This is a genomic window from Variovorax paradoxus, from assembly GCF_009755665.1.
In the GTDB taxonomy this organism is placed as follows: domain Bacteria; phylum Pseudomonadota; class Gammaproteobacteria; order Burkholderiales; family Burkholderiaceae_C; genus Variovorax; species Variovorax paradoxus_G.
The window spans coordinates 1,039,093-1,064,747 of sequence record NZ_CP046622.1 but is presented as its reverse complement, the minus strand read 5'-3'; the positions used below and the strand labels follow the sequence as shown (position 1 = coordinate 1,064,747).

Genomic DNA, 25,655 nt, shown 5'->3' with positions numbered 1-25,655 from the left:
GTACTGCTGCTTGATCGGTTGGTGTGGCTCGGCATTGATATTGCCGTTTCATGACTTTCGATAACAGCCACAATTTCTTGAAATTTGGTGCAGTACAGTTGAGTGCCGTGCCGTTCATGAAAGCAGGATCCAGCCGTGTCACAGCCTTCCAGGTTTCGCTATGAAGAAGTCGCCGATTTCGTGGCCGGCCTGGCCGGCCGCGGCGCGCTGCGGCCCGGCATGCGGGCGCCGTCGCTGCGGGAGATCAGCACGCAGCAACGCACCAGCCTCAGCACGGCCGTGCAGGCCTACCGCCTGCTCGAAGACCGCGGCATCCTCGAGGTGCGGCCGCAGTCGGGCTACTACGTTGCCAAGGCGTCGCCCGCCTTGCCCGTTCCAACGACCACGCGGCATTCGATCCGGCCCGCCAAGGTGGAGCTCTCGGGCCTCATGCTCGACCTGCTGGAGCACGCGTCGGACGACAGCCTAGTGCCGCTCGGCTGCGCCATTCCCAACCAGCGGCTGCTTTCTTCGTCCAAGCTCGACCTCGTGCTTGCGCGCACGGCACGCGTGAAGGGCGGGCAGTGCAACACCTACTCGCCGCCGCGCGGCGAGGTGTCGCTGCGCCTGGAGATTGCCCGGCGCGCGCTGCGCTACGGCCAGGCGCTGTCGCCGGACGACATTGCCATTACCTGCGGCTGCACCGAGGCGCTGGCGCTCGCGCTCGGCGCGGTCACGGAGCCCGGTGACACGGTCGCGATCGAATCGCCCACCTACTTCGGGCTGCTTCAGGTCTTGCGCGCGAAGAGGCTCAAGGTCGTCGAGTTGCCGACCGATGCCGTCACCGGCGTAGACGTCGATGCGCTGGGCGACATCGTCGCCTCGGGCAAGGTGCGCGCCTGCGTGCTGGCGTCGAGCTTCAGCAATCCGCTGGGCTGCACCATGCCCGAAGAGAACAAGCGCGCCGCGCTGCGCCTGCTCGCGAAGCATGGCGTACCGCTGATCGAGGACGACGTGTACGGCGACGTTCACTTCGGCGAGGAGCGCCCCCTGCCCTTCAGCGCGCTCGACACGCACGACAACGTCATCTACTGCGGCTCTTTTTCCAAGACGCTCGCGCCCGGCTACCGCATCGGCTGGATCTCGACCGGCCGGTACATGGCGCGGGTGCTCGAAACCAAGTTCGCCACGAGCCTTGCCACGCCCGTGCTCACCCAGGTGGCGCTGGCCACCTTTCTCTCCAACGGCGACTACGACCGCCACCTGCGCCGTATTCGGCGCGAGTTTGCCGACACCCTCGAACGCATGACGCGGGTGATCGAGCAGACGTTTCCGCCGGGCACGAAGGTGTCGCGGCCCGAAGGAAACTTTGTGCTGTGGGTCGAGCTGCCCGAGCCGGCCGACACGCGCCTTCTGTTTGCAGAGGCGCTCGAGAAAGGTATCTGCTTCGCGCCAGGGGTCGTGTTCTCGGCCAGCGGCAAATACGCGCATTGCCTGCGGCTGAGCGGCGGCCACGGCTGGGACACGCGGATCGACAAGGGCCTGCGCACGCTCGGCGCCATGGCGCGCAAGGCATCCAAAGCCGGTGTACGATGACTGCACCGGGAAAACAGCCTCCCGTTCTGCAAAGTTAGACGGTGTCCCGTCCAAGCGCTGGTGACTCACAACGGAGCACTCCGTGGACACCACTTTGCCTGACGCATCATCTCCCGCGCTTTCTGCGCCCTTTCCCCTCCAGCTTTCCCCCTTCGACCCGGTGCTGCTGCGCGAGCTGTACTTTGCTTCGCTCGGCGGCAACAGCGAACCGATGGAGCCGGCCATGACGCTGGCCCTCGCGGCCAGCTTCGGCAGTGCCGAACGATGGCGCGAAGAGTTCGCGGCCATGGGCAAGGCCCATGACGGAGGTTCGGGCTGGGTACTGCTCGACGTTCACCGGGCCGGTGTGTTCGAGCAGGCGACCGCAATGATCCCGGGCGCCACGTGGCGCGATCCGTCGGCCGTGGAGCAGTGGGCGTCCGAGTTGCCGGCGGGCCGCGGCGTCGTGGTCTATTGCGTCTACGGCCATGAGGTCGGGCGAAGCACCGCACTGCGCCTGCGCGCCATGGGCCTCGATGCGCGGTATTTGCGCGGCGGCTTCGACGGCTGGCAGGCCGCGGGCCGGCCAGTCGAGGCCAAGCTCCCCAGGCCAAGCAGATGAGCGGCGCGCCTTCGCCTGGGCCGCGCAGCGGTCTCGCGAGCCTGCTGCCGGCCGGTGTCGATCCGGGCGCCGTGCCTTTGCTTGCCGCACGCGGGCTGCGCGCGTTCGGCGACGGCTACATGGCCGTGCTGCTGCCGGCCTACCTGCTGTCGATCGGGCTGGGTACGCTGGAGGTCGGCATCGTCGCCACGGCAACGATGCTGGGCTCGGCGCTCGCCACCCTTGCGGTCGGCGCTTGGGGGTATCGCTTCGCGGGCGGCCGGCTGCTTCGCACCGCCGCCTTGCTGATGGCAGCCACGGGCCTGGGTTTTGCGGGCTTGACGTCGTTCTGGCCGTTGCTGATCGTCGCGCTGGTAGGCACGCTCAACCCCAGCTCGGGCGACGTCAGCGTGTTCCTTCCGCTGGAGCATGCACGCCTGGCCGCGGCGGCGCAGGGGCATGCGCGCACGGCGCTGTTCGCGCGCTACAGCCTCCTGGGTGCGCTGTGTGCGGCATTGGGTGCACTGGCCGCGGCCGTGCCCGACTGGCTGGTTCGGCACAGCGAGGTCGCTCGGCTCGACGCACTGCGCGGAATGTTCGTGGTCTACGCGGCCATCGGGCTCGTTGTGTTCTGGCTTTACCGCAATCTGCCCGCCCACACCGGCACCAGCGACAACGCGGACAACGCCCCTGCAGCACCGGCGCCGCTCGGACCATCGCGACGCGTGGTGATGCGGCTCGCGGCGCTCTTCAGCGTCGATTCGTTTGCGGGTGGACTGGCCATCAACGCATTGATGTCGCTGTGGCTGCTCGAGCGGTTCGGCCTCTCGCTGACCCAGGCTGGCGTGTTCTTCTTCTGGACCGGCCTGCTCGGTGCCGCGTCGCAGCTTGCCGCCCCGGTGGTCGCCCGGCGCATCGGCCTGCTCAACACCATGGTCTTCACGCACTTGCCGGCGAACGTCTGCCTGGTACTTGCGGCGCTGGCGCCCAGCTTGCCGATCGCGCTCGGCCTTTTGATGGTTCGCAGTGCGCTGTCGTCGATGGACGTGCCCACGCGGACGGCGTATGTGATGGCGGTGGTCACGCCGGCGGAGCGCAGCGCCGCGGCGAGTTTCACGGCCGTGCCCCGCAGCCTTGCCGCGGCCATCAGCCCGACGATCAGCGGTGCGCTGTTTGCAGCCGGATGGATCTCGCTGCCGCTCATCGCCTGCGGGCTGCTGAAGATCGGCTACGACCTCGCGCTGTGGCGTGCCATGCGGCGGGACCGGTTGGACGGAGAGTAGCCATTGCACTTGGCACCTTTGTCGAGATCGACTGGCCCGGCTTGCAGCAAAATCTTCAAGAAAGCGCGCTAACCTCCGGCTGCAACCGGTGCGAAGCGGCAAACAGGCTCTCGCCAACTCTCTTTCCCTGTTCCACCCTCCCATGCACGTTGAAAGCGACCGTCTGGCGCAAAGCAGAATCAAGTTCCCGCCGGCTCGGCAAGCGGCGCCGCTGCGTGTCGCGCTCGCGCCCAAAGACACGCTGGGGTGCATGTCCGGCCATCTTCAACGGGATCAGGGACTTTGCGCGAACGGAGTCGGAATCCATCGCAAGACGATGGCCCTGCCCCACCTTCACCATGTAGAGACGGAGCCCAGCGCTCGCGGCGTGCTGCTTGGTATCTCGATGCGCGATGGCCACAGCCGGCGCATCGTGGCCGGGAGGCATGCCTCGTGCCACGACTTCGACAGGGGATCGATCTACATCCGCGGTTTTTCCGAACGCTACCGTGCCGACATACAGCGCCCTTTCGATTTTGTGCTGCTCGAAATATCCCAGGCCAGCCTCGAGCGGGCCATCGAGGAAAAGCCGGGCAAGCGCATCGGCAGCCTTGCCCATGTGGCCGGCGTACGGGACGAGGTGCTGCTCAATCTTGCCGAAGCGCTGACCCCAGCGCTCAAGAACCCCGCCTGCGCGAGCATGTTGTTCCTCGAGCAGCTGAGTGTTGCCATGACGAGCTATCTCGTCGAAACCTACGGCGGCGCGGCAACGTCTGCACCCCGTACCAACCGGATCTTGTCGCGATCGCACGAGGCACGTGCCAAGGAAATGCTGCGCAGCAAGTTCGACGGCAGCATTTCAATCACCGAGATCGCCGATGCGTGCGGCCTTTCGCGCAGCTATTTCATTCATGCCTTCCGCGAGACCACCGGCTGCACGCCTCATCAATGGCTGATTGCGCAGCGGCTGGAGCACGCGCGCGCGCTCCTCATGAAGCCCGGCACCTCGCTGGCAGACATTGCCGCGGCGTGCGGGTTTGCCGATCAAAGCCACTTTTCCCGTGTTTTCTCGCAGCACTCCGGCGTTCCCCCAGGCATCTGGCGGCGCAGGATGCGGATTGCAGACACAGCGCCGCCGCGGCCAGGCTTTTGATGATCCGTGCAGCGATCAGCCCTGGATGAACGCGAGCAGGTCGGCGTTCACCTGATCCTTGTGCGTGGTGCAGGTGGCGTGCGGCGCGCCTGCGTACACCTTGAACTGGCTGCCCTTGATCATCTTGGCTGCAAGCCTGCCGGTGGCATCGATCGGCACCACCTGGTCGTCGTCGCCATGGATCACGAGCGTGGGCACGTCGATCCTGGCCATGTCGGGGCGGAAGTCGGTTTCCGAAAAGGCGGTCACGCAGTCGATCGTGGCCTTGATCGATGCCTGCAGCGCGATTTGCAGCGTTTGCTTGAACACGCCTTGCGACACGGTGGCGCCAGGACGGTTGGTGCCGTAGAAGAGCGTGCTGAAGTCGTCGAGGAACTGCGGACGGTCGGCGGCCAGGCCGGCGCGAATGCCCGCGAACAGCGACGCGTCGGGCCCCACGGGATGGTCGTCGGTCTTCATGAACAGCGGCGTCACGGCGCTGATGAGCGCAAGCTTGGCCACGCGCGCGCTGCCCTTGCGCGCAATGTAGCGGGTCACGTCGCCGCCGCCCATCGAGAAGCCGGCCAGGATCACGTCCTTCAGGTCGAGCTTTTCGATCAGCTCGGCGATGTCGTCGGCAAAGGTGTCGTAGTCATAGCCGGTCCACGGCTGGCTCGAGCGCCCGAACCCGCGGCGGTCGAACGCAATGACGCGGTAGCCGCGTTCCGCGAAGAAAAGCATCTGGGCGTCCCACATGTCGGCGCTGAGCGGCCAGCCATGGCTGAAGAGAATGGGCTGGCCCGTGCCCCAGTCCTTGTAGTAGAGCTCGGTGCCGTCGCGCAATGTCAGTGTGGTCATGGTTTTTTCAGTGGTAGTGAAGGGAAAGGAGGAAGGAAAAAGAAGACGAACCTTGAAAATTCAGAGGGAAAGAAAGTGGTGCACCTCGGGCTTTCCGGGCCCCATGTGAAAGCGCACGGCTTCGTTCTGCAGGTCGGCGTCGGCATGCGACACGCGCTGGTGCTGGCGCAGGTGCTCGGCCCAGGACTCGACGAGGAACCACTCCATCACGCGCTCCGCATCGGCGGTGTGCTCGGTCACGCCCCACGCGTAGGCGCCATCTCGGCGGCGTTCGAGCGACAAGCGCCTCATCGCCTCCATGAACGCAGGCCGGTCTTCCTTGCGGATGCGGTACTCGACCTGCACCATCACCGGCCCGCGGTCGTGCGCCACGGGCTCGGCCAGCAGCGGCTCGGGCCAGTGGTTCGACGCCTGCAGGTCTGCTTCGCCGGCGGGCAGGCGCACCCGGTGGAATATGAGGCCGGCCACCACCAGGCCCACGGCGCCCGCCACCAGCGTGTAAGGCACGCCGATCTGCTGTGCGACGAGGCCCCAGCCCAGGCTGCCGGCCGCCATCGCGCCGTTGAACACCGTGAGGTACACGGCCAGCCCGCGGCCGCGCACCCAGTTCGGCAAGATGGACTGCGCTACGCCGTTCAGCGTGGTGAGCGCAATGATCCAGCCCAGTCCCAGCAGCAAGAGCAGTGCTACCGCGAGCCACTGCGGCGGCGCAAAGACCAGGCCGCCCATTACGGCCGCGCTGAGCAGCGAAGCCAGCAGCAGCATGCCGTCCGCATCGAGCCGCTTGCGCAGTCGCGGCATCAACAGCGCACCGCCAATGGCGCCCGCGCCCACGGCGCCAAGCAGCACGCCGTAAAAGCCCGCCGTGCCGCCGAGCATCTGGCGCGCCACGAGCGGCAGCAGCGCCCACACAGAGCTTGCGAACAGAAAGAACACCGCCGCGCGCAGCAGCACCACGTGCAGCTCTTTGCTCGCTCGGGTGTACCGGATGCCGGCGCGGAAGGCGCCGAAGAAGTTTTCGGACAGCCCGGTGTCGACGGCTGCGGGGCGCTTCCACCAGATCAGCGCCGCGATGACGAACACATAGCTCAGCACGTCCAGGCCGTAGGTCACGGCTGCGCCGAAGCTCGCGAGAATGAGCCCGCCCGCCGCCGGGCCGATGGAGCGCGCGATGTTGATGCCGAGCGAATTCAACGCAACCGCGCTCTTCAGGTCGCTGCGGGGCACCAGCTCGGGCACGATCGATTGCCAGGTCGGGCCCATGAGCGCCGCGCCAATGCCACCGACGAAGGTCAGCGCAATCAGGTATTCGACGGTGAGCTCGCCGGTATGGGAGAGCACCAGCAGGGTACCGCTCACGGCTGCGAGCACCAGCTGCACAAAGATGAGAAAGCGCCGCCGGTCGAGGATGTCGGAGAGCACGCCCGCCGGAATCGCCAGCAGAAAGATCGGCAGCGTGGCCGCGGTCTGGATCAGCGCCACCGCGGTCGGGTTGGCCGAGAGGTCGGTCACCAGCCACGAGCTCGCCACGTCGCGCATGAAGCTGCCGATGTTGCCGAGCACGGTGGCCGCCCACAGCACGGCAAAGACCGGCTGGCGCAGCGGCGCAAAGGCGCCGGAGGGCGAAGCGGCAGCGACCTTGGGGGAATCAGTCATGGGTGCGCTCTTTCAGGTCGAGCCAGGCCACGAGCACAAAACCGCCGACCAGGCCCAGGTGCTCGAAGAATGAATTGGCGGCCATGAAGCGCTCGGGCTGCGGCATCTCCCAGAAGCGCAGCGCGACGAAGGTCGCCATCAGCGTGAAGCCGCCCAGCGCCAGCGCGCCGAGCCAGCGCAGGAAGCCCGTGAGAATGAGCGCCGAGGCGCCCAGCTCGAGAACGATGACGGCCACCGCCAGCGGCGCGGCGGGTGACAGGCCGAAGTGGTTCATCTCGGCAATGGCCGCGTCGAAGTCCATGGCCTTGTTGATGCCGCCCTGCAGGTAGGCCGCGCAGAGCATCAGCAAGGCGACCCAGCGCACCGCGGGTGAAGTGGTCCAGCGCATGGCCATCACACCGCCCAGCAGGCGCAGCCCAGCGCGCCCCAGAAGCTCTTCAGGTCGGCAATCGGCAGCTTGCTGCTCCAGGCCGTTGCGTGCTGGTGGCCGTGCACGCTGCAGTTGTTGGCACACGCGCAGGCCATGGCCGCGTGGCGCATTGCCTTTTGCAGCGGCGCGCCCTCGGCATCGCCCCAGCCGCCATAGCCGCCGAAGCTGCGCACCGGCGACCAGTCGGGCATGGCAGGCGGCGGCGCGCCTTCGTCGTGCGGCTGGAACGGCCCCGCGGCATACACCACCTTGCCGCCGACCATGGTCATGAGCGCGGTGGTGTCGGCAATCTCGGACTCGGGGCAAGCGAAGAAGTCGCGGTCGGGCACCACCAAGTCGGCCAGCATGCCGGCTTCGATGCGGCCCTTCTTGCCGACCTCGTTCGAGAACCAGGTCACGTTCTCGGTCCACATGCGAAGCGCGGCCTCGCGGTCCAGGCAATTGCGCTGCGGGTAGAGCTGCATGCCGCCCACGGTCTTGCCCGTGACCAGCCACGAGAGTGATACCCACGGGTTGTAAGAGGCAACGCGCGTGGCGTCGGTGCCCGCGGACACCTTGACGCCTTTTTCGAGCATGCGCTTGACCGGCGGCGTGGCTTCGGCCGCACCGGCGCCGTAGCGCTCGACGAAATACTCGCCCTGGTAGGCCATGCGGTGCTGTACCGCAATGCCGCCGCCGAGCGCGGCGATGCGGTCGATCGATTTTTCGGAAATGGTCTCGCAGTGGTCGAAGAACCAGTTCAGGCCCGCGAGCGGCGTGTCGCGGTCGACCTTCTCGAACACGTCGAGCGCACGGTCGATGGTTTCGTCGTAGGTGGCGTGCATGCGCCACGGCCACTTGTTCTGCACCAGCACGCGCACCACTTCTTCGAGCTCGCCCTCCATCTCGGGCGCCATGTCGGGCCGCGGCTGGCGAAAGTCTTCGAAGTCGGCCGCCGAGAACACGAGCATCTCGCCCGCGCCGTTGTGACGAAAGTAGTCGTCGCCCTGCTTGTACTTGGAGCTGGCGGTCCAGTTGAGGAAGTCCTGCTTCTCCTGCTTGGGCTTTTGCGTGAACAGGTTGTAGGCCAGGCGGATGGTGAGCTGGCCGGCATCGGCCAGTTGCTGGATCACCTGGTAGTCCTCAGGGAAGTTCTGGAACCCGCCGCCTGCGTCGATGGCGCCGGTCACGCCCAGGCGGTTGAGTTCACGCATGAAGTGGCGCGTGGAATTGAGCTGGTATTCGAAGGGCAGCTTGGGGCCCTTGGCCAGCGTGGCGTAGAGGATGCTCGCGTTGGGCTTGGCCAGCAGCAGCCCGGTCGGGTTGCCGGCCGCATCGCGCACGATTTCTCCGCCGGGCGGTGCGGGCGTGTCCCTGGTGTAGCCCACCGCACGCAGCGCCGCGCCGTTGAGCAACGCGCGGTCGTACAGGTGCAAGAGGAACACCGGCGTGTCGGGCGCCACGGCGTTGAGCTCTTCGATGGTCGGCAAGCGCTTTTCAACGAACTGGTGTTCGGTGAAACCGCCCACCACGCGCACCCATTGCGGCGCGGGCGTGATCGCGACCTGGCGCTTCAGCATCGCCATGGCGTCGGCGAGGCTGCGCACGCCGTCCCAGCGCAGTTCGAGGTTGAAGTTGAGCCCGCCGCGAATGATGTGCAGGTGGTTGTCGATGAGGCCCGGCAGCACGCGCCTGCCCTGCAGGTCGATGACCTTGGTGCTGCCGTCCGCCAGCGGCAGGATGTCTTGCGCGCGGCCCACGCGGGTGAAGCGGCCGTCCGCAATGGCCACGGCGTCGGCCACGGGGTTGGCGCGGTCCAGCGTGGTGAAGCGGCCGTTGTGCAGGATCAGTTGAGGGGCGGTGGTGCCGGCCATGTCAGGTGTCCTTCTTTCCGGCCAAGGTGCCGGTCTCGGCCTTGGCGCATTGCGGCAGTTCGCCGAACACATGCGGCTTGACCTGGTGCCTCAGCCACGAGGTGGCCACGGCATCGGGCTTGATCACGCTCTTGATGAGCGGCGGGATCTGCTCGCCGAGCAAGATGCCGAGCAGCCCCACGAGGGCGATGACCGGCGGGGCCGGCGAGCGCACCTGGAACAGTGCGTAAATCACACCGACCAGCAGGCCGAGCGCGAGCGACAGGACGTAGGGCTTCATTCCGTTCACCCGGCCATCAGCCTTCGTGGGCGCCGAACATGGTCTTGGCGTAGGTTACGCCCAAGCCGTAGGCACCGCCGAACTTCTTCGCGATGCCGGTGGTGAGTTCGTAGGTGTCGGTGCGGGCCCAGTCGCGCTGCAGCTCGAGCAGGTATTGCAGCGAGGTCATCGGCTGCGCGCCGGCCTGCACCATGCGGTCCATGGCGCGGTTGTGCGCCTCGGTGGACACATCGCCGCACGCATCGGCAATCACGAACACCTCGAAGCCCTGGTCGATGGCCGACAGTGCCGGGCCGACGATGCACACGCCCGTCCAGAGGCCGGACAGCACGATGCGCTTCTTGCCGATCTCGTTCACGCGGTCGATCACCGCGGCGTCTTCCCAGGTGTTCATCGAGGTGCGGTCGAGCATTTTCTGGCCCGGGAAGGCATCGGTTATCTCGCTGAACATGGGGCCCGAGAAGCTCTTCTCGGCCACGGTGGTGAGGATAGTCGGCACGCCGAAACCGGCCGCCGCATTGGCCACGAGTGCGGCGTTGTTGCGCAGGTTGACCGCGTCGATCGAGTGCGTGGCAAATGCCATCTGCGACTGGAAGTCGATCATGACCAGCGTGTGGTCGGCGGGAGTCAGCAGCTTGGAACCGGCGGTGGGGGTGGCTTTGATGGACATGGAACTCTCCGTGAGTTGGTGAAAAAATTGGGTCTTGCGTTGTCATGCATCGTCGTTTCGGCGCCGATGCGTGTCTTGTCGATTAGTGAGGCCGTTTGGACATTTGCCGTCCGCGCCGGCCACGGGCGCCTGTGCGATGTCAGAAGGAAGGCAACTCTTTCGGGCGCAGGTCGAACACCAGCACCTCGGCGCCCTGGCCGCGCGCCAGGTCGAGCCGCTGTTCGCCGCGCACCCGCGCACCGTCGCCCTCGCCCAGCCGCTGGCCGTTGACTTCGACGCTGCCGCGCGCCACATGCACATAGGCGTGGCGATTGGGGCCGAGCGTGAGCGAGGTGGCTTCATCGCCGTCGAACAGGCCGGAGTAGACGCGGGCGTCCTGGTGCACGGCCAGCGAACCGTCGGTGCCCTCGGGCGAGACGATCAGCCGGAGGCGGCCGCGCTTTTCTTCGGGCGCAAAGTGCACCTGCTGATAGCGCGGTGCAACGCCCTTGGCGTTCGGCACGATCCAGATCTGCAGGAAATGCAGCGGATCGGTGGCGGACGAATTGAACTCGCTGTGGCGCACGCCGGTACCGGCGCTCATCATCTGAACATCGCCGGGGCGGATGATGGAACCGGTGCCCATGGAGTCCTTGTGCTCGAGCGCGCCGTCGAGCACGTACGAGAAGATTTCCATGTCGCGGTGCGGGTGGGTGCCGAAGCCGCGGCCGGGATGCACGCGGTCGTCATTGATCACCAGCAGATCGGAGAAGCCCTCTTGCTCCGGGTCGTGGTAGTGGCCAAAAGAAAAGGTGTGGCGGGACTTGAGCCAGCCGAAGTCTGCAAGTCCGCGGTCATTGGCGCTGCGAATTTCCAACATGATTGAGGTCCTTGGTGGTTGTTTGGTTCGATGTGATTCACAATCGCTTCGGAGAAGAATCTCTGAGGCATGGCTGAATCATCTTTCTTTCACCAAGGCCTGTTGACGAAACTTTTAGCCGTCAATCATCGAATTTTTCGATGATTCAATTCTTGAAGGACTTGCCGTGCTCAAGCTCAGTCTCGAAGCCATCGAACTGGTGGACGCCATCGCACGCCACGGCTCGTTCGCCGCCGCGGGCACGCGCCTGAGCAAGGTGCCCTCGACCATCTCGTACGCCGTGGGCAAGCTCGAGGAGCAGCTGGGCATGCTGCTGTTCGTGCGCAACGGGCCGCGCGTGACGCTCACCGCGGCCGGCGAAGAAATGCTGAAGGAAGGCCGCTGGCTGCTCGGCGCCGCCGGCGATCTCGAATCGCGCATGCGGCAGATCGCCACCGGGTTCGAGTCGGAACTGCGGCTGGTGCACGACTCGCTGGTTCCTACACAGGCATTGATCGACGACATTCGCGCGTTCGAGGCGTTGCGCTGCGGCACGCGGCTGCGCATTGGGTGCGAGGCGCTCACCGGCAGCTGGGAGGCACTGCGCGAGGGACGCGCCGACATCGTCATCGCCGCAGGCGAAGGGCCGGCCGGCGGGGGCTACCAGGCGGTGATGGTAGGCAGCCTCGAGTTCGCCTTCTGCGTCGCGCCCACGCATCCGCTGACCCGGCTGGAGCGGCCGCTGCATCGCGGCGACCTGCTCGAACACAACGCCATCGTGGTGAGCGACAGTGCGCGCATCCTCTCCGACCGTACCGTGGGGCTTCTGGCCGGCCAGCACCGCGTGGCCGTACCTACCATGGCCGCGAAGATCGCCTGCCAGGCCGCGGGCCTCGGGCACGGGTTTTTGCCCCGGGCCTGCATCGAGGGCGAACTGAAGCGCGGCACGCTCATCGAGCTGCAGACCGAAGAGCCGCGCGCGCCCGAGGCGTTCTGGCTCGCGTGGAAGACCGGCGCCAAGGGAAAGGCGCTCCAGTGGTGGGTGAAGCAGCTGAACCGGCAGCTGGTTCCGGCGCTGCTGCCGAGGTCGCTCTGAACCATCCGCGCGGTGCGCGAATCAACCCGCGAATCAACCCGCGTTAATGCGCCGCCAGCGCGCGGGAGACGTGCCTGTGTGCGCGGTAAACACCCGCGTCAGATGGCTCTGGTCGGAAAAGCCGCAGGCCGTGGCAATCTCCGCAATCGGCAGATGCGGCTGCCCCAGCAGGCGGCGCGCCGCTTGCACGCGCTGCGCTACAAGCCATGCATGCGGCGTCTGCCCCGTCGTCTGCTTGAACGCCTTGCTGAAGTGGCTGCGCGACAGCGCGCATTCGCGCGCCGCATCGCCCAGCGATACGTCGTCGGCAAGGTGCTCCATGAGAAACGCCTTGGCGCGGCGCTCCTGCCACAGTGCGAGGCCTCGGGCCTGCGCCGGCGCCGGCCCGGCCACGCCGCCGTAGGCATGCACCACATGTGCCTTCAGCGCCAACGCCAGGTGTTCCACGAACAGCCGGCTCGCATCCTGCGGATGCAACAGCACCGGCAGCATGGCCCGGCCCAGATTGGCGACCACCGGATCGAGCGTGCCCGCGGCGCAGCCCAGCCGGTCGACACGCGGCATCTCCATTTCTTCGGTGAACGCGTCGATGGTTGCGCGCGGCAGGTGGAAGAACATCGAATGGAACGGGCTGCTCACATAGGCCGAGGCGCGCTGTGAAAGATCGGCAATGTGAAAAGCGCCCTCCTGCTGCAGGCCCAGTTGCCGGCTTTTACCGTCCCGGATGACGCGCCGGCTGCCGCCCGGATTGATCTCCACGCTGAGCAGGAACGCTTCTTCGGTGGGCAGGGGCGCCAGCACGAACAGGTGCGGCAGCTCATAGCGCATGCGCGCAACGCCCAATTCGCAGCCGCGGCGCGACCTGCTCACGAAGGACTGAACCGCGTCGATGCCGTACTGCGATGCGAGTCGTTGTCCGAAGTGGCAGTCGGGGCCAAGGGTGTTCAGCATTTGAGAACGATACCGGTTTTGAAAAAGCTGCCGAAGTCGGCCGCATCACTGGGGAACGGATTCGGTGCCGGCGACCTGTTCAAGCGGCAACCAGAGCGTGAAGCGGGTTCCGGCGCTGCCGGATACCCAGTTGACGGTGCCGCCGATGGCCGTTGCGCGCTGCTGCTGGTTGCGCAGTCCCCGGCCTCTTCGAAGCAAGACCTCCTCCACGGCAAAGCCTTCGCCGTTGTCTTCGATCACCACGCAAACGCCGCGCCCGTCCATCGCGGTGCTGAAGCGGATGGTCGTGGCCCGGGTGTGACGCAGCACATTGGCCACGCACTCCTGCATGATGCGCAGGATGTGCAGTGCACTGCCGGGGTTCAGCCAGGGCAACGCAGGCACCGACTGCACTTCCCAGCGCAACGCAAGCCCGGCGCTCTCGATGCGCGGTGCCAGGCGAAAGCGCAAGGTTGCCAGTAACAGCAGCAGATCGGCATCCACGCTTTCCATCGAATCGATGGCCAGCTTCAGATCGTCCATACAGCCCTTGAGCACGCCGGAGATCTCGGTGCCGGTCATGGCGCCTTGCTCGACCGAACGGATGGCACTGATCAGTGACGACCCCAGTCCATCGTGCATGTCCTGCATCAGGCGCCGGCGCTCGGCACCCAGCATTTGCTCGTTCTCGATCGCGCGCAGCCGCTGGTAGCTTTGCTCGAGCTCGGTCTCGCGCGCCTGCAGTCGCTGCGCCAGGCCCTTGTTCAGCCGGCCCACTTCGGCGAACGCGCCCGTGTACCGCTGGAAGATGATGTACGAGAAGATGAAGAACAGGCTGATGATGGCGTAGGGTGAGGTGTACACGCTCTCCGGGCTGACCAGGTTGTTTTGCAGCAGCCCGTCATACGAAGTGAATGCGACGGCCGCCACCGCCCAGCACGCCACCAGTCGCCCTTCGGGCATCTTGGCGCGCAGTGCCTTGTGCAGGTTCACTGCAAAGATCAGCACCGCAACGGGCAGCACTGCCAGGTTGAGCAGGGGCGTGAGCAGGTAGAGACTTGGCATCGCCTTGGATGCGTGCGGCAGCGTCACGACACTGCAGGCCAGCGCCAGGGCGACCGACAAGCGGGTGAGCCAGGCCGATCGCTGCTGATGCAAGCGCTGCAAGAACAGGTGAATGAGGATGATCAGCCAGAGCAGCGAGACAACGGTGACCCATTCAAACCATTCGTCCGAAATAGGCAGGTAATCGCCGCTCACAAAATAATGGAGCGTGCGCAAGTAGGCGAGCGCCGAGATGGCAAAGAACAGCAGGTAGAGCAATTCGCGCCTCCTGCCCAGCCACACCGCGAACGCGAACGCGCCGACCGCCAGGAACGCGGCGCTGCCCATGAACGGCAACTGCACTTGCAGCAACTGGCGAACCTGGTAGCGCCAACCCAGCGAAGCTCGGTCACCCACCCATACCGTCGAAAAGCCGCTGCCGCTGCTTCGCAGACGATCGACCCGAATCAGCACCGAACTTGGAGAAGGCGTGCTCGCCGCCGCGTTCAGCGGCACAAGCAGAGGCTGGTTGTAGCCGTTGTGCACGGCACTGCCTTGCGATTGGTAGAGCAACACGCCGTCGCCGTACACCGCGATGCGGCCCAAGGTCTTCCAACGCGGTAGGTAGAGAAGGCGCGGCTGTTCCGCCGAGGGCGCCAAGCCGGCCAGGTTTATGCGATACCAATCAGTGATGGTGTTCACACCGCCTGACGGCGTGGGAACCAGTTCGCGCTCGGCCGTGTGCGGCAGGCTGACTTCCTGCCATCCGTCGACCGGCAGCCCGGCGTCCTCAATGCGTCGCGGCGGGGCTGAATAGCCCGTACCCGTGATGGACAGCAGCTCGGCCCGCGTGATGTGGACAGCGCCATCGGACTCTGGCACTGCTGCATTCGCAAAGGGCGGCTGCGCTGCGCCCGCACACAGCGGGGCTGCCACCGGCAGGGCCAGCCACAGCACCGCGAACCAATGGGCCATCCACCGGCGCTCCCCGCAGCAGGCCGTCATGGAACGCTTTCAGCTGCCGGCCAGCCGCCGGCATGCATCCCTCGAAGTGCAGCCGATGGGACACCGGGAATGAAAACGCAGCGCATCGGCCGAGTCTATGCGGCGATTGCGGCACCGCGCTTGCTGCCCATCCGCCCGGGCCAAACTACCTCCGGGAAGGCGGGCAGGTATGCGCAAGCTGGGTGAACTTCGAGAGAGCCCGCGCTGGTCGGCCTGCGCAATGCCAATTGCCGTATTCCGCACAGACAGCACGACCCGGCATTCGGCGACCGCAGCTTAAATATGCCGCCGATCGCCGCGGGGGAATCCTCGGCGCGTGAGTGGAGCCTGCGGCCCGTCCGTCAGCGAGGCTGCACAGTTGCCGCGCGCGCCGCCTACATCGGAGTTCTATATCGCCTGACGAATCGGCAAAGCAGCCGACGCCACCCTGTTTGCCATGAGCGAAGCGCTTGATCTGGTGCAATGGCCGGCATTCGTGGCCTCGGTCGCTGCAGCGTGGCTGGTCGCCTCGCTCGACAAACGCCGCCGCAACCTTGGTTTCTGGGTATTCCTTCTGAGCAACGTACTCTGGACCGTCTGGGGCATTCACACCTCGGCTATGGCGCTCATCGCGCTGCAGGCCTGCCTTGCCGTGCTCAACATCCGCGGATTGGTCAAGACGGAGCCTGGCGCAGAGGCGGGGGAGCGCGAGTGATGTGGGGCGTTGCGTTGACGAGTGGCACGCGCACACCAGGTGAGCGCCGTTGTACGTCTGCTTGGGGCCCTTCCGCGCCAGCGGCGCGACCGGCTACAGTCGGCCAAAAAGCCGATCTTCGCGGCCCGCCTCCGTTGCCCTTCTCCCGAATGGAAAACATCGCCATCACCGCCGCCTCGCTCGAGGAACTCCGCTCCGGCGAACTCGGCCGCAAGCTGCGCCACTACAACTATGGCGTCGTCGGCGAGTATCCGGAGCAGCAGTACATCCGGCTCAGCGCCAGAGATGAGAACGGCCGATTGCTCGGCGGCCTGCGAGGCTTCGTGTTTCTCTACTGGGCAAGCGCCCGCGTTTTACCGAAAGCATGGCTATGAGGAGTACGCGCGCATCGACGACTATGCACCGGGCTTCTACCTGGTCTCCATGAAGAAATCGTTGGCGCGCTGAGCAGCGTTGCGAGCTTGCTTCGGCTGCCGGTGAAGAACATCCACCCGAGTAAACTCCGCGGCTTTTCGTTTCTGCAGAGGAGCGACCTGCGATGGCTGTCTCGGACACCGGCCCTTACTTCCACGGCACGCGGGCGGACCTCCAGGTGGGCGACCTGCTCACCGCAGGGTTCCGCTCAAACTATGACGGCGACGTCGTCATGAACCACATCTACTTCACCGCTTGGCCAAAGGGCGCCGGGCTGGCCGCCGAAATGGCGAAGGGCGACGGGCGTTGCCGCGTCTACATCGTCGAGCCCACGGGCGCCTTCGAGGACGACCCCAACGTCACCGACAAGAAGTTTCCGGGCAATCCCACACGCTCGTATCGCAGCCGGGAGCCGCTTCGTATCGTCGGCGAACTCGAGACCTGGGAACCCTTTGACGCGGAGTACATCCGGCAACTCAGGGAGCGCGTACGCACAGGCATAGGAGAGATCATTAACTGAATTCCGCCTGCCGGCGCCGCGTGAGGTAGCGATCGGAAATGGACGGGGATGTTGCCGCTTTGGCGTTGCGGCTGTGCGGCCGTGCGGCCGTGCGGCCGTGCGGCCGTGCGGCAGAATTCGGCCAGAACCAGTCGTTCGAGGATCGCTCAGAATCCACCCGAAACCAGTCATTCACGAGTAGACGAGCAGCATCAAGATCAATCTCGTACGGCATCGATTTCCCCTCACCAAGAGCAACACGTTCCAATGACCGTTCGGACACATCTAGCCTCAATGGAGCGTCGTGTGATTGCGTTTGCCGTCGACTTCTTGATACTGCTTGCGGTGGTACTTGTTTTGACCGTGGCCATAGAAGGTCGTTCATACGCAGCCACTATCACGATGATGGTGGCACTCTTGCTCTTTGTCGCATATCACTGGGCCGGACTCTCCAACAGAAACTACGCAATTGGCCGAGTGATCACTTCCATCACCGTGATCTCGCTGAAATCTGGCCCGGAACTCTCCGCCCTGCAGCGCATAGCAAGACCCAGCATAAGACTGCTCTGGCTTCTGACAGGAGGGCTAGCAGCTGGCTTCACTCGCCAGCCTATGTTTCTCTTTCTTCCCCTTGTCATCGACACGGTCCTTCTGTCTTTTCACCCACTGCGTCAGACCGTGACGGACATGGTGTGCAGTACAACAGTGGTGAATTCGCCGCCGCTACAACCTCACCGCGCGCCGGCTGGTCCAATGTTCAGTCAGGATGATGCCGAATTCGGACCCAAGCCTCGCAAGCATTTTTCTTCACTGGTTGGACCGAGTAGCGGAAGATGAAGAACGCTGACACGGATCGCGTATCTGCGCTCGTCGGCAAAGACGTCTGACGGCGGCGGGCCTTTCATCATGAGCACACGATCACGCATTGGAATCGCCTTGCTGCTGACAGCAGCCTTCATCACTGCTGGCCTGTGGCTGGGCCGCGAGCTGTCAATCGATAGCTGCTTGGATCGCGGGGGCAGTTGGAGTCATGAGCAGTCCGAGTGCTTCATGTCGAAGCCGTAAGACTGGGTACGGCCAAATCCCGTCTTTCGCCGCCGACCTCCAATTCGTCGCACAGCACTCACTCCCCCTGTACCGCCGGGCCCGCTGGTAGTATTCCACATTGTAAAAAATCCTTACGGAGGGGTAGATGGCGGCAGGATTGGGGCAACGGAACGCTCGAATAGGAGAGCCTTCGTTTGGGCTGTGCATCGCGCTTTGTGTGGCTGCCTTAGCCGCGGGGTGCGCCACAAGTGGACGCGACAGCGCCAGCGAATCCACCATGGTCGGCCGGTGGTCGATTGTTTCCAAGGGATGCGCCGAGCAGTATGAGTTTCGCGCTGACGGAACCTTTTCCAGCGCGAGCAGAAACGAGCGTCTTGACGGCCGGTACTCAGTTCAGGAGATTGCGGGGCGGCCTGCTTCCGCAAAGGTTGCACGCAGCATCGAGAAGGACAACCTTGGCATGGACTGTGCCGGGTCTTCTCAGAACGACACAGGCCGTCAGGACGTCCGTTTCATAGTCTTAGACACTTCAAAGAACCGAACGCAGGTATGCGGAACGGATGCCGCAACGGGTTGCTACGGTCCCCTCATTCGACAAGTATCACCTGCGGTCTCAGCCTCGGTTAGTTCGCCCACAGATGTTGCCGGCGGGACCGTCCCTCAACAGCGCACGACCGAGTTCGTGCGGGTAGACCTTGACCGTGGGGTGCACGTCGATGTGCCGGACGCTTGGTTGCCAGCCGACCCAAAACTGCGAGGTGCGTACATGGCCCGACGAACGGCCAGCGGCGGATACGTAGGCCTCATTGCCCGTAGGGAACTGAGCACCGCCTCGCTACTGGAGGTCGAAGCGTCTAAGGCAACTTACGGACCACGCCTGCTCATCTCGAGCAAGTCTCCGCCTACTGTCAAAACGCGAACCGTGGTCGATGCGAACGAGTCAGACCTTCGCCTTTTCACGTCGATGGCCGAGAAAGCATCGCGGGACATGGTTGCTTCCGGCGGCCAGCAGTTGCTTGAGGTACGACCGCTTCAAAAAACAACGCTGGGGGGACGGCCGGCGCTCTTTTTCGAGGCAATACACACCACAAAGGAAGGGCGGAATATGGTGGTGCGCCAGTATTTGGTTCCGACAGACGAGCAGGAATTGCGGTTCACATTCCATGTTGCAGTCGACGACCAAAGGTCGCTCTTGCCGCTGATCGAACGGGTTGAGAGTTCAGTCACTATTGACCGATAGAGCAACAGTTCGAGGACGCGGTCACAACGCTGACCTTTCCGGCCATCTGGCGCCGTTCGGCCAAGAGCGGTCCTTCGGGCGTGTAGAAAAGCGGGGTCCCAAAATTATTCTTCTGGCTATGTCATCCCAGTTCATGGTACGGCTGGATACGGCGCGAGCGCATCGGTTAACTCGGGGCTATTCAGTCAGCGGTCGGCTGCACACAACATGGAGGGGTCGAAATGACTAGGAGGACCAAGGAGCAACGGCGCAAGAAGAGGAAGGAAAAAGAGTTGCAGCATCAGAGGCAACGGCAGGCGGAGCGAGGAGAACGTCTTGCTCCTTGGGAGGCCCCCAAGATGAAACTGTTCCAGCTGCCGCAGTTGCTCAAAGATGACGTGCCTCTTGAGAAGCGACTCGATCTCATTCGGACGATCGGGAAGGACGCGAGGGAAAAGTTTGCTGCCCTCTACCCGCAAACCACCAAATGGGTCACCGAGTACGACCCCGTCTACCTGCTTTCGATGTGTGCCTTCTACCTGATCGCGTACCCGGAGGGAACTGATCGCGAGGCAACTGGAGAGCTTGAGTTCCATCACCACTACTTAGAATTGCTCCAAGCATTCGCTCTTTGTCAGCCTAGAAGCTATGCCATGCAGCCGCTGAGAGAGCAGCTCCTCGTGCTTAAGGCCCACATGCAGGAGGTTGGCGAGCACATGGCGCTTCGGAGTCTAGAAATACCGGAGCGTCTGACATCTGATAAAGAGATCAGCGCTTACCAGCTTCGGACCGAAATGATGGCCCAGACCACGGCGGTTCGGAACTGGGCCTATATGCACCAGATGACAAAGGTCTTGCTTGACCTTGCCCATTCAATAGAACCTGCATTTCAGGCTGCCTATGGAGTAGCACCGCACCGGTTCTTCAGCATGCTGCTGCAGATCACCGAAGAGGCGCAAGATCGGCTCAACGCCCATATGACAAAGATGCGGGAATGCGCGGCGAAGCGTGATTACCGCACGATGATCGTGGCATACAACGACGCGTTCCCTGAGAACATGCCGATCACTGAGGAGCAGGCGGCATGGATGTGGAAGACAGCTGGTAAGAAGCGGCGGAACCTGCTGTCGATGCTGCTGATGCATGCTGATCTCAAGCTCGAACGCGTCTACTCGTTTTCGCTCGACCGGGCGCTTGAACTTGTCGGCGAGGGGACAGAAAAGGCAGCGTTGCAAGCTCTGTTGGAGAAGATCTCGTTTCGCTTCGGTGACCTTGCCGACGCGAACAAAGAGCATTTTGTGCTCTCAAATCCCGTACTTGATCGCCCATTTATCAGTCTTGGAGATGGGGTCTACTTCTCTGCGGTTTGGGGCGTGTTGCCCCACCTGTTGCTCGACATCCTGGAAGATCTCGTGTGGGAAGACAAAGGCCTGCGAGATCTGTACACAAAGTCAAAGGCGCTCTACCTCGAGGATGAGCTCGAGCGAATCGTCCGAGCAGGCTTTCCAAACGGCCAGGTGTTCACGGGCAGCACCTGGCAAAACAGCGCTGGAGTAACCTACGAGAACGATCTGACCGTGGTCGTTGACTCGTTCGCCATCGTCTTTGAAGCCAAGTCTGCTTCCGTAAGCGACCCGGCCAGGCGCGGAGCTCCGTCGCGGCTGGCAGAGACGTTGAGGGAATTGATCGAGTCGCCTTCAGAGCAAGCACTTCGTTTCATAGACCGACTGAAGAGCGAACCCGGCATCCACGAGTTCAGGACCAAGAGAGGTGTGGTGAACGAGATCAATAGCGGGGCGATCAAGCACTACATACCGATCGGTGTGACGCTTTCGCATCTGGGATTGATTGCGAGCAACCTTAAAAAGCTGATCGCTGCCGGCATCGTCGACAAGAAGTTGGAGGATCTGGCGCCGTCAATCAGCATCACTGATCTTGAGTCGGTCTTCGAGCTGCTTACACGCGAAGTAGAGAAGGTGCACTACTTGGCCCGCCGGCGTGAGTTCGAGGCGCATATGAACTACGAAGGAGATGAGCTTGACTTGCTTGGCTTCTACTTGGAAAACGGCTTCAACATCGGGGACACGGAGTACAGCCAAGACCTCGTTTTAAACATGGTGTTGAAGTCCAAAGAGTTGGACCCGTACTTCATCGGATCTCGCGAAGGGCATCCTGTCCCGAAGCCCCGTCTTGCGATGACCCATTGGTGGGACGCGATCCTGAATCGGGTGAACGAGGCAAAGTTCGAAGGCTGGCTTGAGACCGGCTTCATTTTGCTCAACACGACAAGGGAGGATCAGGCGAAGTTCGAGGTGGAGTTCAAAAAACTGGCAAGGCAGGTCCAGGAGGGCACGGCAAGTCGACCTCACAACTGGTTAATCTGGGCGTCAGGGCCTAAGCGACGACGCTACGTTGTCGTTGGCTATCCCTATGTCGTGGATGACAAGGAGCAGAGAAATTCCATACTTGGTGAGGCAATCGAAAGCGTTGCCAATGCGGATGCGCGCGGTGTCGCGGCCATCGGTGTGAACATGAAGCACCCGCAATACCCGTATGACGTCCTAGCACGGCGTGCTGCAACTAACTTGTTTGACACATTGACGTTGGACGCAAGGGCTGTCTCGTCGGAGCAGGCGAGGGTTTGACAAGCCTGTCACCGAGGGTTCCCTGTTGTGCTGCGCGAGGACTTTCAGAAGCCGCTGACGACACCCCATACGGATTGGTAAACGGGGCTCGGGATACTTGAATCGCCCAGCAGTCGCGGAGGCCAGCTGGTTCAACTCAGGTGCTGGTCGTTAGGCGGCGGGCACGGTAGCAGGACCCTCGACACTGGTCGTTATGACCATGAGGCGGCCAAGCGCGTCCGCGATTATTCAATGCTACATACCGTGAATTCAGTTCCGGACTGCGGACGAAGGGAACCGCTGCAAAGGAGGCGTTCAAGACGTTCAAGCGACTGACCGCTTCGGGCCCGAAGCCGTCATCTGGCTTGCTCGAAAGCAGTCATTCGTTGGGGCCGCAATGTGAGGTCAGACACCAGGGCTGGCGGATGGCTTCCAGACGTTCGTACGTGGCACGTAGTTCTCATATCCAGTCCCATCATCAACGCCGACGACCTGATGGCCGAAACACTCAACCAGCGCAACAAGACTGCCGGTGCCGCCGTATGGGTAGCCATGGGGATTGAACTCCAACACATGCCGTGTCGCTCGCGGTTGGATTGCAATGAGGTCGTAGTCCCCATTCCAGAGTGCATCAAGCATAGAAGCAAAATCCCACTGTGGAATCAGCATCTCAGGGGAATGCCACTTCGGAAGCGGAGTGGAGAACCAGTATTCGTTCCACTCAGCCACTTCTTCTGGGGTCAGGTTCGAAAAGTAGGAGCGTTCACCATCGGTCAGAAAGGCCAATAGTTGCGGCTCATCGGCGAGCTCATCGCTATCCTTCGCAGCCTTCACGAGGTCAAAGAATTCCGTCAGTCGCTGTAAGGACTTCTCGCCATTCGACTCGAATTCAACTCGGCAGTAAACCGGGCTGTCTCCATCGGCCGTGGCCTCTACAACCTTTGCTGAAGGCAGGATGGCGTGTGCTGGCGAGGCCGCCACGCGTTTTTTGAAGGGCCACATATAGGGGTCGAAAGTTGAGCGACGGAGCCACGGACCGGTTTTGGCCGAATTTGCCGCGGCGACGAGTAACCACGCTTGGCCGAGTCTGGCTTGAAATCACGGCGATCTTTGAAACAGAACTGCGCGCTTCACCTGCTGGTCGCCGACGGTCGCCCGAACAATCTCTACGGCGTTTCGTAGGCGACGGCGGCTCCGTTCCTGCTGTTCGTCACTCATGTCGCTCCCAATCCAGAGGATGGACTGCCATCCTTTTTCGGAGATCGGAGCGTTGTTTATGACAGACCAGAAAGCAAGATTTAGCGCCTTGTCTGACTCATCAGTTCTAGCACCCTTTTCACATTGAGCTCAGTCACATTTCCAAGCACAAAGATGTCGACGAAGTACTTCTCTTCTCCGGATGGAGGATGAGCAACTAGTGCTCTTTCGATTGCAGCCAACTCGACATCCACTGTTTTCTCCTGTTGCGGTGAACTGCAATCGGTTCGGCGACGTCCAAGTCGCTCACGTTTTCGGGATCTCATCCGCGGCGCGAACGTCTGGTGACAGGTGAATTCTGCGCCACGACCGCCCGACCGTCCGCTCCTGGCCGCATTCTGCCTTTCCCTTGTGGCCTGGATTCACGGCTTGGTGGCCACCGCGCGCTGAACAGCATGAATCCATCGTTCCCCCTGCTGGCCCGTTGCCGCATCGCCCGTTTGGACAAAGCCGGCCTTTTGGAGCACGCGCCGAGAGGCTCCGTTGGCCGGGTTGATGAACGCCAATACCGCCACGCGCGCCGTGGCGAGTTCAGCGGTGATCGCTGTTACGGCTTCGGTGGCTACGCCTCTTCCTTCGAATTCGCGGCGCACGACATAGATTAGTTCGAGTTCGTCGCCGGAGGTCTTCGCCGTTGTCTTGCACTCGATATGCGCGACCAGTCTGCCATCCGAGGCCTCGGTTACTGCCCACGCGCGCGCTGCCGGCTGAGTAGCCGAACAACGATGGACGAAGCTGTCAAAAAGAAGGTCACCCTTGGGCAGATCGGGGAAGGAGCGGCTCAGGAATGCCTCGATGGCGGCTTCCTCCATCCACGCGAGGAATGAGTCGCGCAAGGTGGGCTGGTAGGGCCTGAGTACCAGTCGTTCCGTTCGAAGGACCTGCATTAGTGGGTTGCTCGGGAAGTTCTGCTTCTGGCCGACTGTAGCCGGTCGCGCTACCGTCGCGAAGGGCCCCTACCGGCCGTGTCCGGCTCCCAAAGCAGCCCATCTAGAACATCGAATTTGTTCCGCACCGACGATAGGTGTTTTAGGCGTTCACAACGTATGTGCCTGCAGCATGGTCGCCGAGGCGTCTGTTTTCACGGCCGAGGGCAAATAGCCAATCAATGAAGCCCAGTCCATTAAACGCGTTGCGGACTAGAGAGCGAGGCAGGCTGCATGAGTCACCTGTAGCCCTCTCCAAAACCTTGATCTTGAGGAGTCGCTTCCCGAAGCTTTGACCGTTCAGGCCATCCTTGAAAAACAAGTATGTCAAGGCTACCCCGATGGATGCGTATGCAACCAAATCAGAGAAGGTCTTCGGGGTGTACAGATATATTGGGAAGTTCACACCGAACAGCACGAAGAAGAGTCCAGCATAGTCGAGTGTCGCAGCTACAAATCGCCTCCACAGCGGAGCCAGCAATGACTGGTCGAGCGGGCGCAGCGCAGAGGCGCTGGCAGGCACTGTAGAAAAAGAGTGCGCAACATCCCGCGACGCCAATTCAGCTTCGAGCACGACCTTGGCCTCAGGCGTCAGGTCAGTCGAGCGAAGACGGATCAACTCGTCGGATTCAAGGCGGTCGTAGTGTTGCCTGAGATATGCGGCGTCCATGTTTCCCTCTGTCAATTCGGATTTTTGTATGCCGACGCCAAAAGACGGCACTTAGTCGATTGTTATCTAAGACTCGGTCAGCGCGCACGCGCTTTCGAGGGCCGAGGCCGACAGGCCGCTTTTGCCCGAATGTAGTCGACGCCCTTGAGGGCCGCGTGAGGCCTGGAGGCGTCCTTGGAAAACGACCTCATGAAGACTGAGACATCGCCTCAAGTAACTCGAACGGGGGCAGAAAAGAGGCAATTAAGCCTGAGACACCGTCACCGGGCCGTTCAGCGTTTCCGCATGCGGCACTGTTCTCGACTAGCCGCCTGAACTGAAAGACTTGGTTTGGATGAGCGGTTCTGGCTGCATCTGCCTTTGCCTCCAGGGAGCGAAAGAACCGGTCTAGTTCCGCGGGCTCAGGTTCCCGGTCGGCGGGGCTTACGAAGCATGGGCGTGACGGCCGGTGCCGAGCCCACCTGGATCTCGCCTATCACCTCGAAACCATGATGCTGGTAGAACGGAATGTTCTGCGGCTTCGAAGCCTCGAGATATGCCAGCGATTGCTCCTGATCGCAGCGGGCGAGAGCGTGACGCATCAACGCCGCACCGATGCCTTTTCCCTGCGCGTTTGGCTCGACGCCAATCTGCGGCAAGTACCAATGCGCTTCTCGAGGATGCGACTGTTCCATCTTCTCGAAGGTGGCCAGCAGATCGTCCATGTGTTCAGGCTTTGCTGTGTCACGGAACACCTTTTCGAGAGCCTGGCCGTTCGGCTCCACGCCGGGAGGCAGCCAGAGTGCAGCGCCGCAGAAGTCCACCGACACATAGGCCGAGCCATGCTGAAAACTGCTGCCTGCGAACGCACCAGTGGCCACTGGCATGGCCAAGAGATAGTCGTGCGGCGAAGGCCAGGCGAACCGCGCAGGCGGGTCTGTGAGGAATGCAGCCACGATCGCTGAGACGGCGCGCGGAACTTCGTCAGACGTGGCACTGCGGATCTCAATCGAGGGCTGGATCATTTCATGCTCCTCATGTGAAAACGGAAGGCTTCACTCTTGCCGAAGACTTGGGTTGTCGTGCATATGGTAGGCCTCGCGCTGGATTGCCGCAG

The 25,655-nt window shown here is 63.0% G+C and carries 24 protein-coding genes; 11 read left to right on the top strand and 13 right to left on the bottom strand.

Going from position 1 to position 25,655, the window contains the following annotated elements:
- The first annotated feature begins 135 nt into the window (after nt 1-135).
- The 4 genes from GOQ09_RS04900 (at nt 136) to GOQ09_RS26280 (ending at nt 4,570) form a co-directional block, all read left to right on the top strand.
- Nucleotides 136-1,575 carry a PLP-dependent aminotransferase family protein gene (locus GOQ09_RS04900; RefSeq protein WP_157612147.1) on the top strand — a complete coding sequence of 480 codons (1,440 nt, stop codon included), beginning with the start codon at nt 136-138 and terminating at the stop codon, nt 1,573-1,575.
- An 82-nt stretch (nt 1,576-1,657) separates the two neighbouring features.
- Nucleotides 1,658-2,176 carry a rhodanese-like domain-containing protein gene (locus GOQ09_RS04895; protein ID WP_242631000.1) on the top strand — a complete coding sequence of 173 codons (519 nt, stop codon included), beginning with the start codon at nt 1,658-1,660 and terminating at the stop codon, nt 2,174-2,176.
- Nucleotides 2,173-3,438 carry an MFS transporter gene (locus GOQ09_RS04890; RefSeq protein WP_157612145.1) on the top strand — a complete coding sequence of 422 codons (1,266 nt, stop codon included), beginning with the start codon at nt 2,173-2,175 and terminating at the stop codon, nt 3,436-3,438. Before GOQ09_RS04895 ends, GOQ09_RS04890 begins: the two co-directional genes overlap by 4 nt.
- 142 nt (nt 3,439-3,580) lie before the next feature.
- Complete coding sequence (locus GOQ09_RS26280) at nt 3,581-4,570, top strand: helix-turn-helix transcriptional regulator (protein ID WP_242630998.1); 990 nt, start codon at nt 3,581-3,583, stop codon at nt 4,568-4,570.
- Nucleotides 4,571-4,585: 15 nt separating this feature from the next.
- Here the strand turns inward: GOQ09_RS26280 and GOQ09_RS04880 are convergent, their stop codons facing one another.
- From GOQ09_RS04880 to GOQ09_RS04850, 7 genes are all read right to left on the bottom strand, one after another.
- On the bottom strand, nt 4,586-5,407 hold the full coding sequence (locus tag GOQ09_RS04880) for an alpha/beta fold hydrolase (protein WP_157612142.1): 822 nt from the start codon (nt 5,405-5,407) through the stop codon (nt 4,586-4,588).
- A gap of 60 nt (nt 5,408-5,467) precedes the next feature.
- The gene (locus GOQ09_RS04875; protein WP_157612140.1) at nt 5,468-7,063 is read right to left on the bottom strand and encodes an MFS transporter; all 1,596 of its coding nucleotides are present in this window, start codon (nt 7,061-7,063) and stop codon (nt 5,468-5,470) included.
- Nucleotides 7,056-7,451 (bottom strand): DoxX family protein, encoded by a 396-nt coding sequence (locus GOQ09_RS04870; RefSeq protein WP_157612138.1) that lies wholly within the window; start codon nt 7,449-7,451, stop codon nt 7,056-7,058. The genes GOQ09_RS04875 and GOQ09_RS04870 overlap by 8 nt, the downstream gene beginning before the upstream one ends.
- Before the next feature lie 5 nt (nt 7,452-7,456).
- Nucleotides 7,457-9,346 carry an amidohydrolase gene (locus GOQ09_RS04865; protein WP_157612136.1) on the bottom strand — a complete coding sequence of 630 codons (1,890 nt, stop codon included), beginning with the start codon at nt 9,344-9,346 and terminating at the stop codon, nt 7,457-7,459.
- 1 nt (nt 9,347) lies between these two features.
- Nucleotides 9,348-9,626, bottom strand: coding sequence for a DUF1427 family protein (locus GOQ09_RS04860; protein ID WP_157612134.1), 279 nt, complete (start codon nt 9,624-9,626; stop codon nt 9,348-9,350).
- 16 nt (nt 9,627-9,642) lie between these two features.
- Complete coding sequence (locus tag GOQ09_RS04855; protein WP_157612132.1) at nt 9,643-10,296, bottom strand: hydrolase; 654 nt, start codon at nt 10,294-10,296, stop codon at nt 9,643-9,645.
- A 139-nt stretch (nt 10,297-10,435) separates the two neighbouring features.
- The gene (locus GOQ09_RS04850; RefSeq protein WP_157612130.1) at nt 10,436-11,155 is read right to left on the bottom strand and encodes a pirin family protein; all 720 of its coding nucleotides are present in this window, start codon (nt 11,153-11,155) and stop codon (nt 10,436-10,438) included.
- Nucleotides 11,156-11,321: 166 nt separating this feature from the next.
- Here GOQ09_RS04850 and GOQ09_RS04845 point away from each other — a divergent pair, with 166 nt between their 5' ends.
- Nucleotides 11,322-12,230: a LysR family transcriptional regulator gene (locus GOQ09_RS04845; RefSeq protein WP_157612128.1), complete on the top strand. Its 909-nt coding sequence runs from the start codon at nt 11,322-11,324 to the stop codon at nt 12,228-12,230.
- Between the two features lie 33 nt (nt 12,231-12,263).
- Here GOQ09_RS04845 and GOQ09_RS04840 read toward each other — a convergent pair whose 3' ends face one another.
- Nucleotides 12,264-13,181: an AraC family transcriptional regulator gene (locus GOQ09_RS04840; RefSeq protein WP_157612125.1), complete on the bottom strand. Its 918-nt coding sequence runs from the start codon at nt 13,179-13,181 to the stop codon at nt 12,264-12,266.
- 45 nt (nt 13,182-13,226) lie between these two features.
- Entirely contained in the window at nt 13,227-15,179 is a 1,953-nt protein-coding gene (locus GOQ09_RS04835; RefSeq protein WP_157612123.1) for a sensor histidine kinase, read from the bottom strand.
- 466 nt (nt 15,180-15,645) lie between these two features.
- Here GOQ09_RS04835 and GOQ09_RS04830 point away from each other — a divergent pair, with 466 nt between their 5' ends.
- From GOQ09_RS04830 to GOQ09_RS04805, 6 genes are all read left to right on the top strand, one after another.
- On the top strand, nt 15,646-15,903 hold the full coding sequence (locus tag GOQ09_RS04830; RefSeq protein ID WP_157612121.1) for a hypothetical protein: 258 nt from the start codon (nt 15,646-15,648) through the stop codon (nt 15,901-15,903).
- A gap of 149 nt (nt 15,904-16,052) precedes the next feature.
- Complete coding sequence (locus GOQ09_RS04825; RefSeq protein WP_242630996.1) at nt 16,053-16,277, top strand: hypothetical protein; 225 nt, start codon at nt 16,053-16,055, stop codon at nt 16,275-16,277.
- 164 nt (nt 16,278-16,441) lie between these two features.
- Complete coding sequence (arr, locus tag GOQ09_RS04820) at nt 16,442-16,837, top strand: NAD(+)--rifampin ADP-ribosyltransferase (RefSeq protein WP_157612120.1); 396 nt, start codon at nt 16,442-16,444, stop codon at nt 16,835-16,837.
- Nucleotides 16,838-17,083: 246 nt separating this feature from the next.
- Nucleotides 17,084-17,653 (top strand): RDD family protein, encoded by a 570-nt coding sequence (locus GOQ09_RS04815; protein WP_157612119.1) that lies wholly within the window; start codon nt 17,084-17,086, stop codon nt 17,651-17,653.
- 1,132 nt (nt 17,654-18,785) lie between these two features.
- Complete coding sequence (locus GOQ09_RS04810; protein WP_157612118.1) at nt 18,786-19,103, top strand: hypothetical protein; 318 nt, start codon at nt 18,786-18,788, stop codon at nt 19,101-19,103.
- A 338-nt stretch (nt 19,104-19,441) separates the two neighbouring features.
- A complete protein-coding gene (locus GOQ09_RS04805) occupies nt 19,442-21,727 on the top strand; it encodes a hypothetical protein (RefSeq protein ID WP_157612117.1) in 2,286 nt (761 codons plus the stop codon).
- A 384-nt stretch (nt 21,728-22,111) separates the two neighbouring features.
- Here GOQ09_RS04805 and GOQ09_RS04800 read toward each other — a convergent pair whose 3' ends face one another.
- The 4 genes from GOQ09_RS04800 to GOQ09_RS04785 form a co-directional block, all read right to left on the bottom strand.
- The gene (locus GOQ09_RS04800) at nt 22,112-22,708 is read right to left on the bottom strand and encodes a hypothetical protein (RefSeq protein WP_157612116.1); all 597 of its coding nucleotides are present in this window, start codon (nt 22,706-22,708) and stop codon (nt 22,112-22,114) included.
- Nucleotides 22,709-23,325: 617 nt separating this feature from the next.
- Complete coding sequence (locus tag GOQ09_RS04795; protein WP_157612115.1) at nt 23,326-23,799, bottom strand: GNAT family N-acetyltransferase; 474 nt, start codon at nt 23,797-23,799, stop codon at nt 23,326-23,328.
- A 193-nt stretch (nt 23,800-23,992) separates the two neighbouring features.
- Nucleotides 23,993-24,559: an RDD family protein gene (locus tag GOQ09_RS04790; RefSeq protein WP_157612114.1), complete on the bottom strand. Its 567-nt coding sequence runs from the start codon at nt 24,557-24,559 to the stop codon at nt 23,993-23,995.
- Between the two features lie 401 nt (nt 24,560-24,960).
- Complete coding sequence (locus GOQ09_RS04785; RefSeq protein ID WP_157612113.1) at nt 24,961-25,563, bottom strand: GNAT family N-acetyltransferase; 603 nt, start codon at nt 25,561-25,563, stop codon at nt 24,961-24,963.
- Nucleotides 25,564-25,655 lie beyond the last annotated feature (92 nt).

Coding starts and splice junctions, on each gene's coding strand:
- GOQ09_RS04875 (WP_157612140.1), bottom strand. CDS start 7,063: ATGACTGATTCCCCCAAGGTCGCTGCCGCTTCGCCCTCCGGCGCCTTT.
- GOQ09_RS04860 (WP_157612134.1), bottom strand. CDS start 9,626: ATGAAGCCCTACGTCCTGTCGCTCGCGCTCGGCCTGCTGGTCGGTGTG.
- GOQ09_RS04865 (WP_157612136.1), bottom strand. CDS start 9,346: ATGGCCGGCACCACCGCCCCTCAACTGATCCTGCACAACGGCCGCTTC.
- arr (WP_157612120.1), top strand. CDS start 16,442: ATGGCTGTCTCGGACACCGGCCCTTACTTCCACGGCACGCGGGCGGAC.
- GOQ09_RS04880 (WP_157612142.1), bottom strand. CDS start 5,407: ATGACCACACTGACATTGCGCGACGGCACCGAGCTCTACTACAAGGAC.
- GOQ09_RS04840 (WP_157612125.1), bottom strand. CDS start 13,181: ATGCTGAACACCCTTGGCCCCGACTGCCACTTCGGACAACGACTCGCA.
- GOQ09_RS04850 (WP_157612130.1), bottom strand. CDS start 11,155: ATGTTGGAAATTCGCAGCGCCAATGACCGCGGACTTGCAGACTTCGGC.
- GOQ09_RS04815 (WP_157612119.1), top strand. CDS start 17,084: ATGACCGTTCGGACACATCTAGCCTCAATGGAGCGTCGTGTGATTGCG.
- GOQ09_RS26280 (WP_242630998.1), top strand. CDS start 3,581: ATGCACGTTGAAAGCGACCGTCTGGCGCAAAGCAGAATCAAGTTCCCG.
- GOQ09_RS04785 (WP_157612113.1), bottom strand. CDS start 25,563: ATGATCCAGCCCTCGATTGAGATCCGCAGTGCCACGTCTGACGAAGTT.
- GOQ09_RS04830 (WP_157612121.1), top strand. CDS start 15,646: ATGAGCGAAGCGCTTGATCTGGTGCAATGGCCGGCATTCGTGGCCTCG.
- GOQ09_RS04790 (WP_157612114.1), bottom strand. CDS start 24,559: ATGGACGCCGCATATCTCAGGCAACACTACGACCGCCTTGAATCCGAC.
- GOQ09_RS04805 (WP_157612117.1), top strand. CDS start 19,442: ATGAAACTGTTCCAGCTGCCGCAGTTGCTCAAAGATGACGTGCCTCTT.
- GOQ09_RS04800 (WP_157612116.1), bottom strand. CDS start 22,708: ATGTGGCCCTTCAAAAAACGCGTGGCGGCCTCGCCAGCACACGCCATC.
- GOQ09_RS04855 (WP_157612132.1), bottom strand. CDS start 10,296: ATGTCCATCAAAGCCACCCCCACCGCCGGTTCCAAGCTGCTGACTCCC.
- GOQ09_RS04835 (WP_157612123.1), bottom strand. CDS start 15,179: ATGGCCCATTGGTTCGCGGTGCTGTGGCTGGCCCTGCCGGTGGCAGCC.
- GOQ09_RS04890 (WP_157612145.1), top strand. CDS start 2,173: ATGAGCGGCGCGCCTTCGCCTGGGCCGCGCAGCGGTCTCGCGAGCCTG.
- GOQ09_RS04825 (WP_242630996.1), top strand. CDS start 16,053: ATGGAAAACATCGCCATCACCGCCGCCTCGCTCGAGGAACTCCGCTCC.
- GOQ09_RS04870 (WP_157612138.1), bottom strand. CDS start 7,451: ATGCGCTGGACCACTTCACCCGCGGTGCGCTGGGTCGCCTTGCTGATG.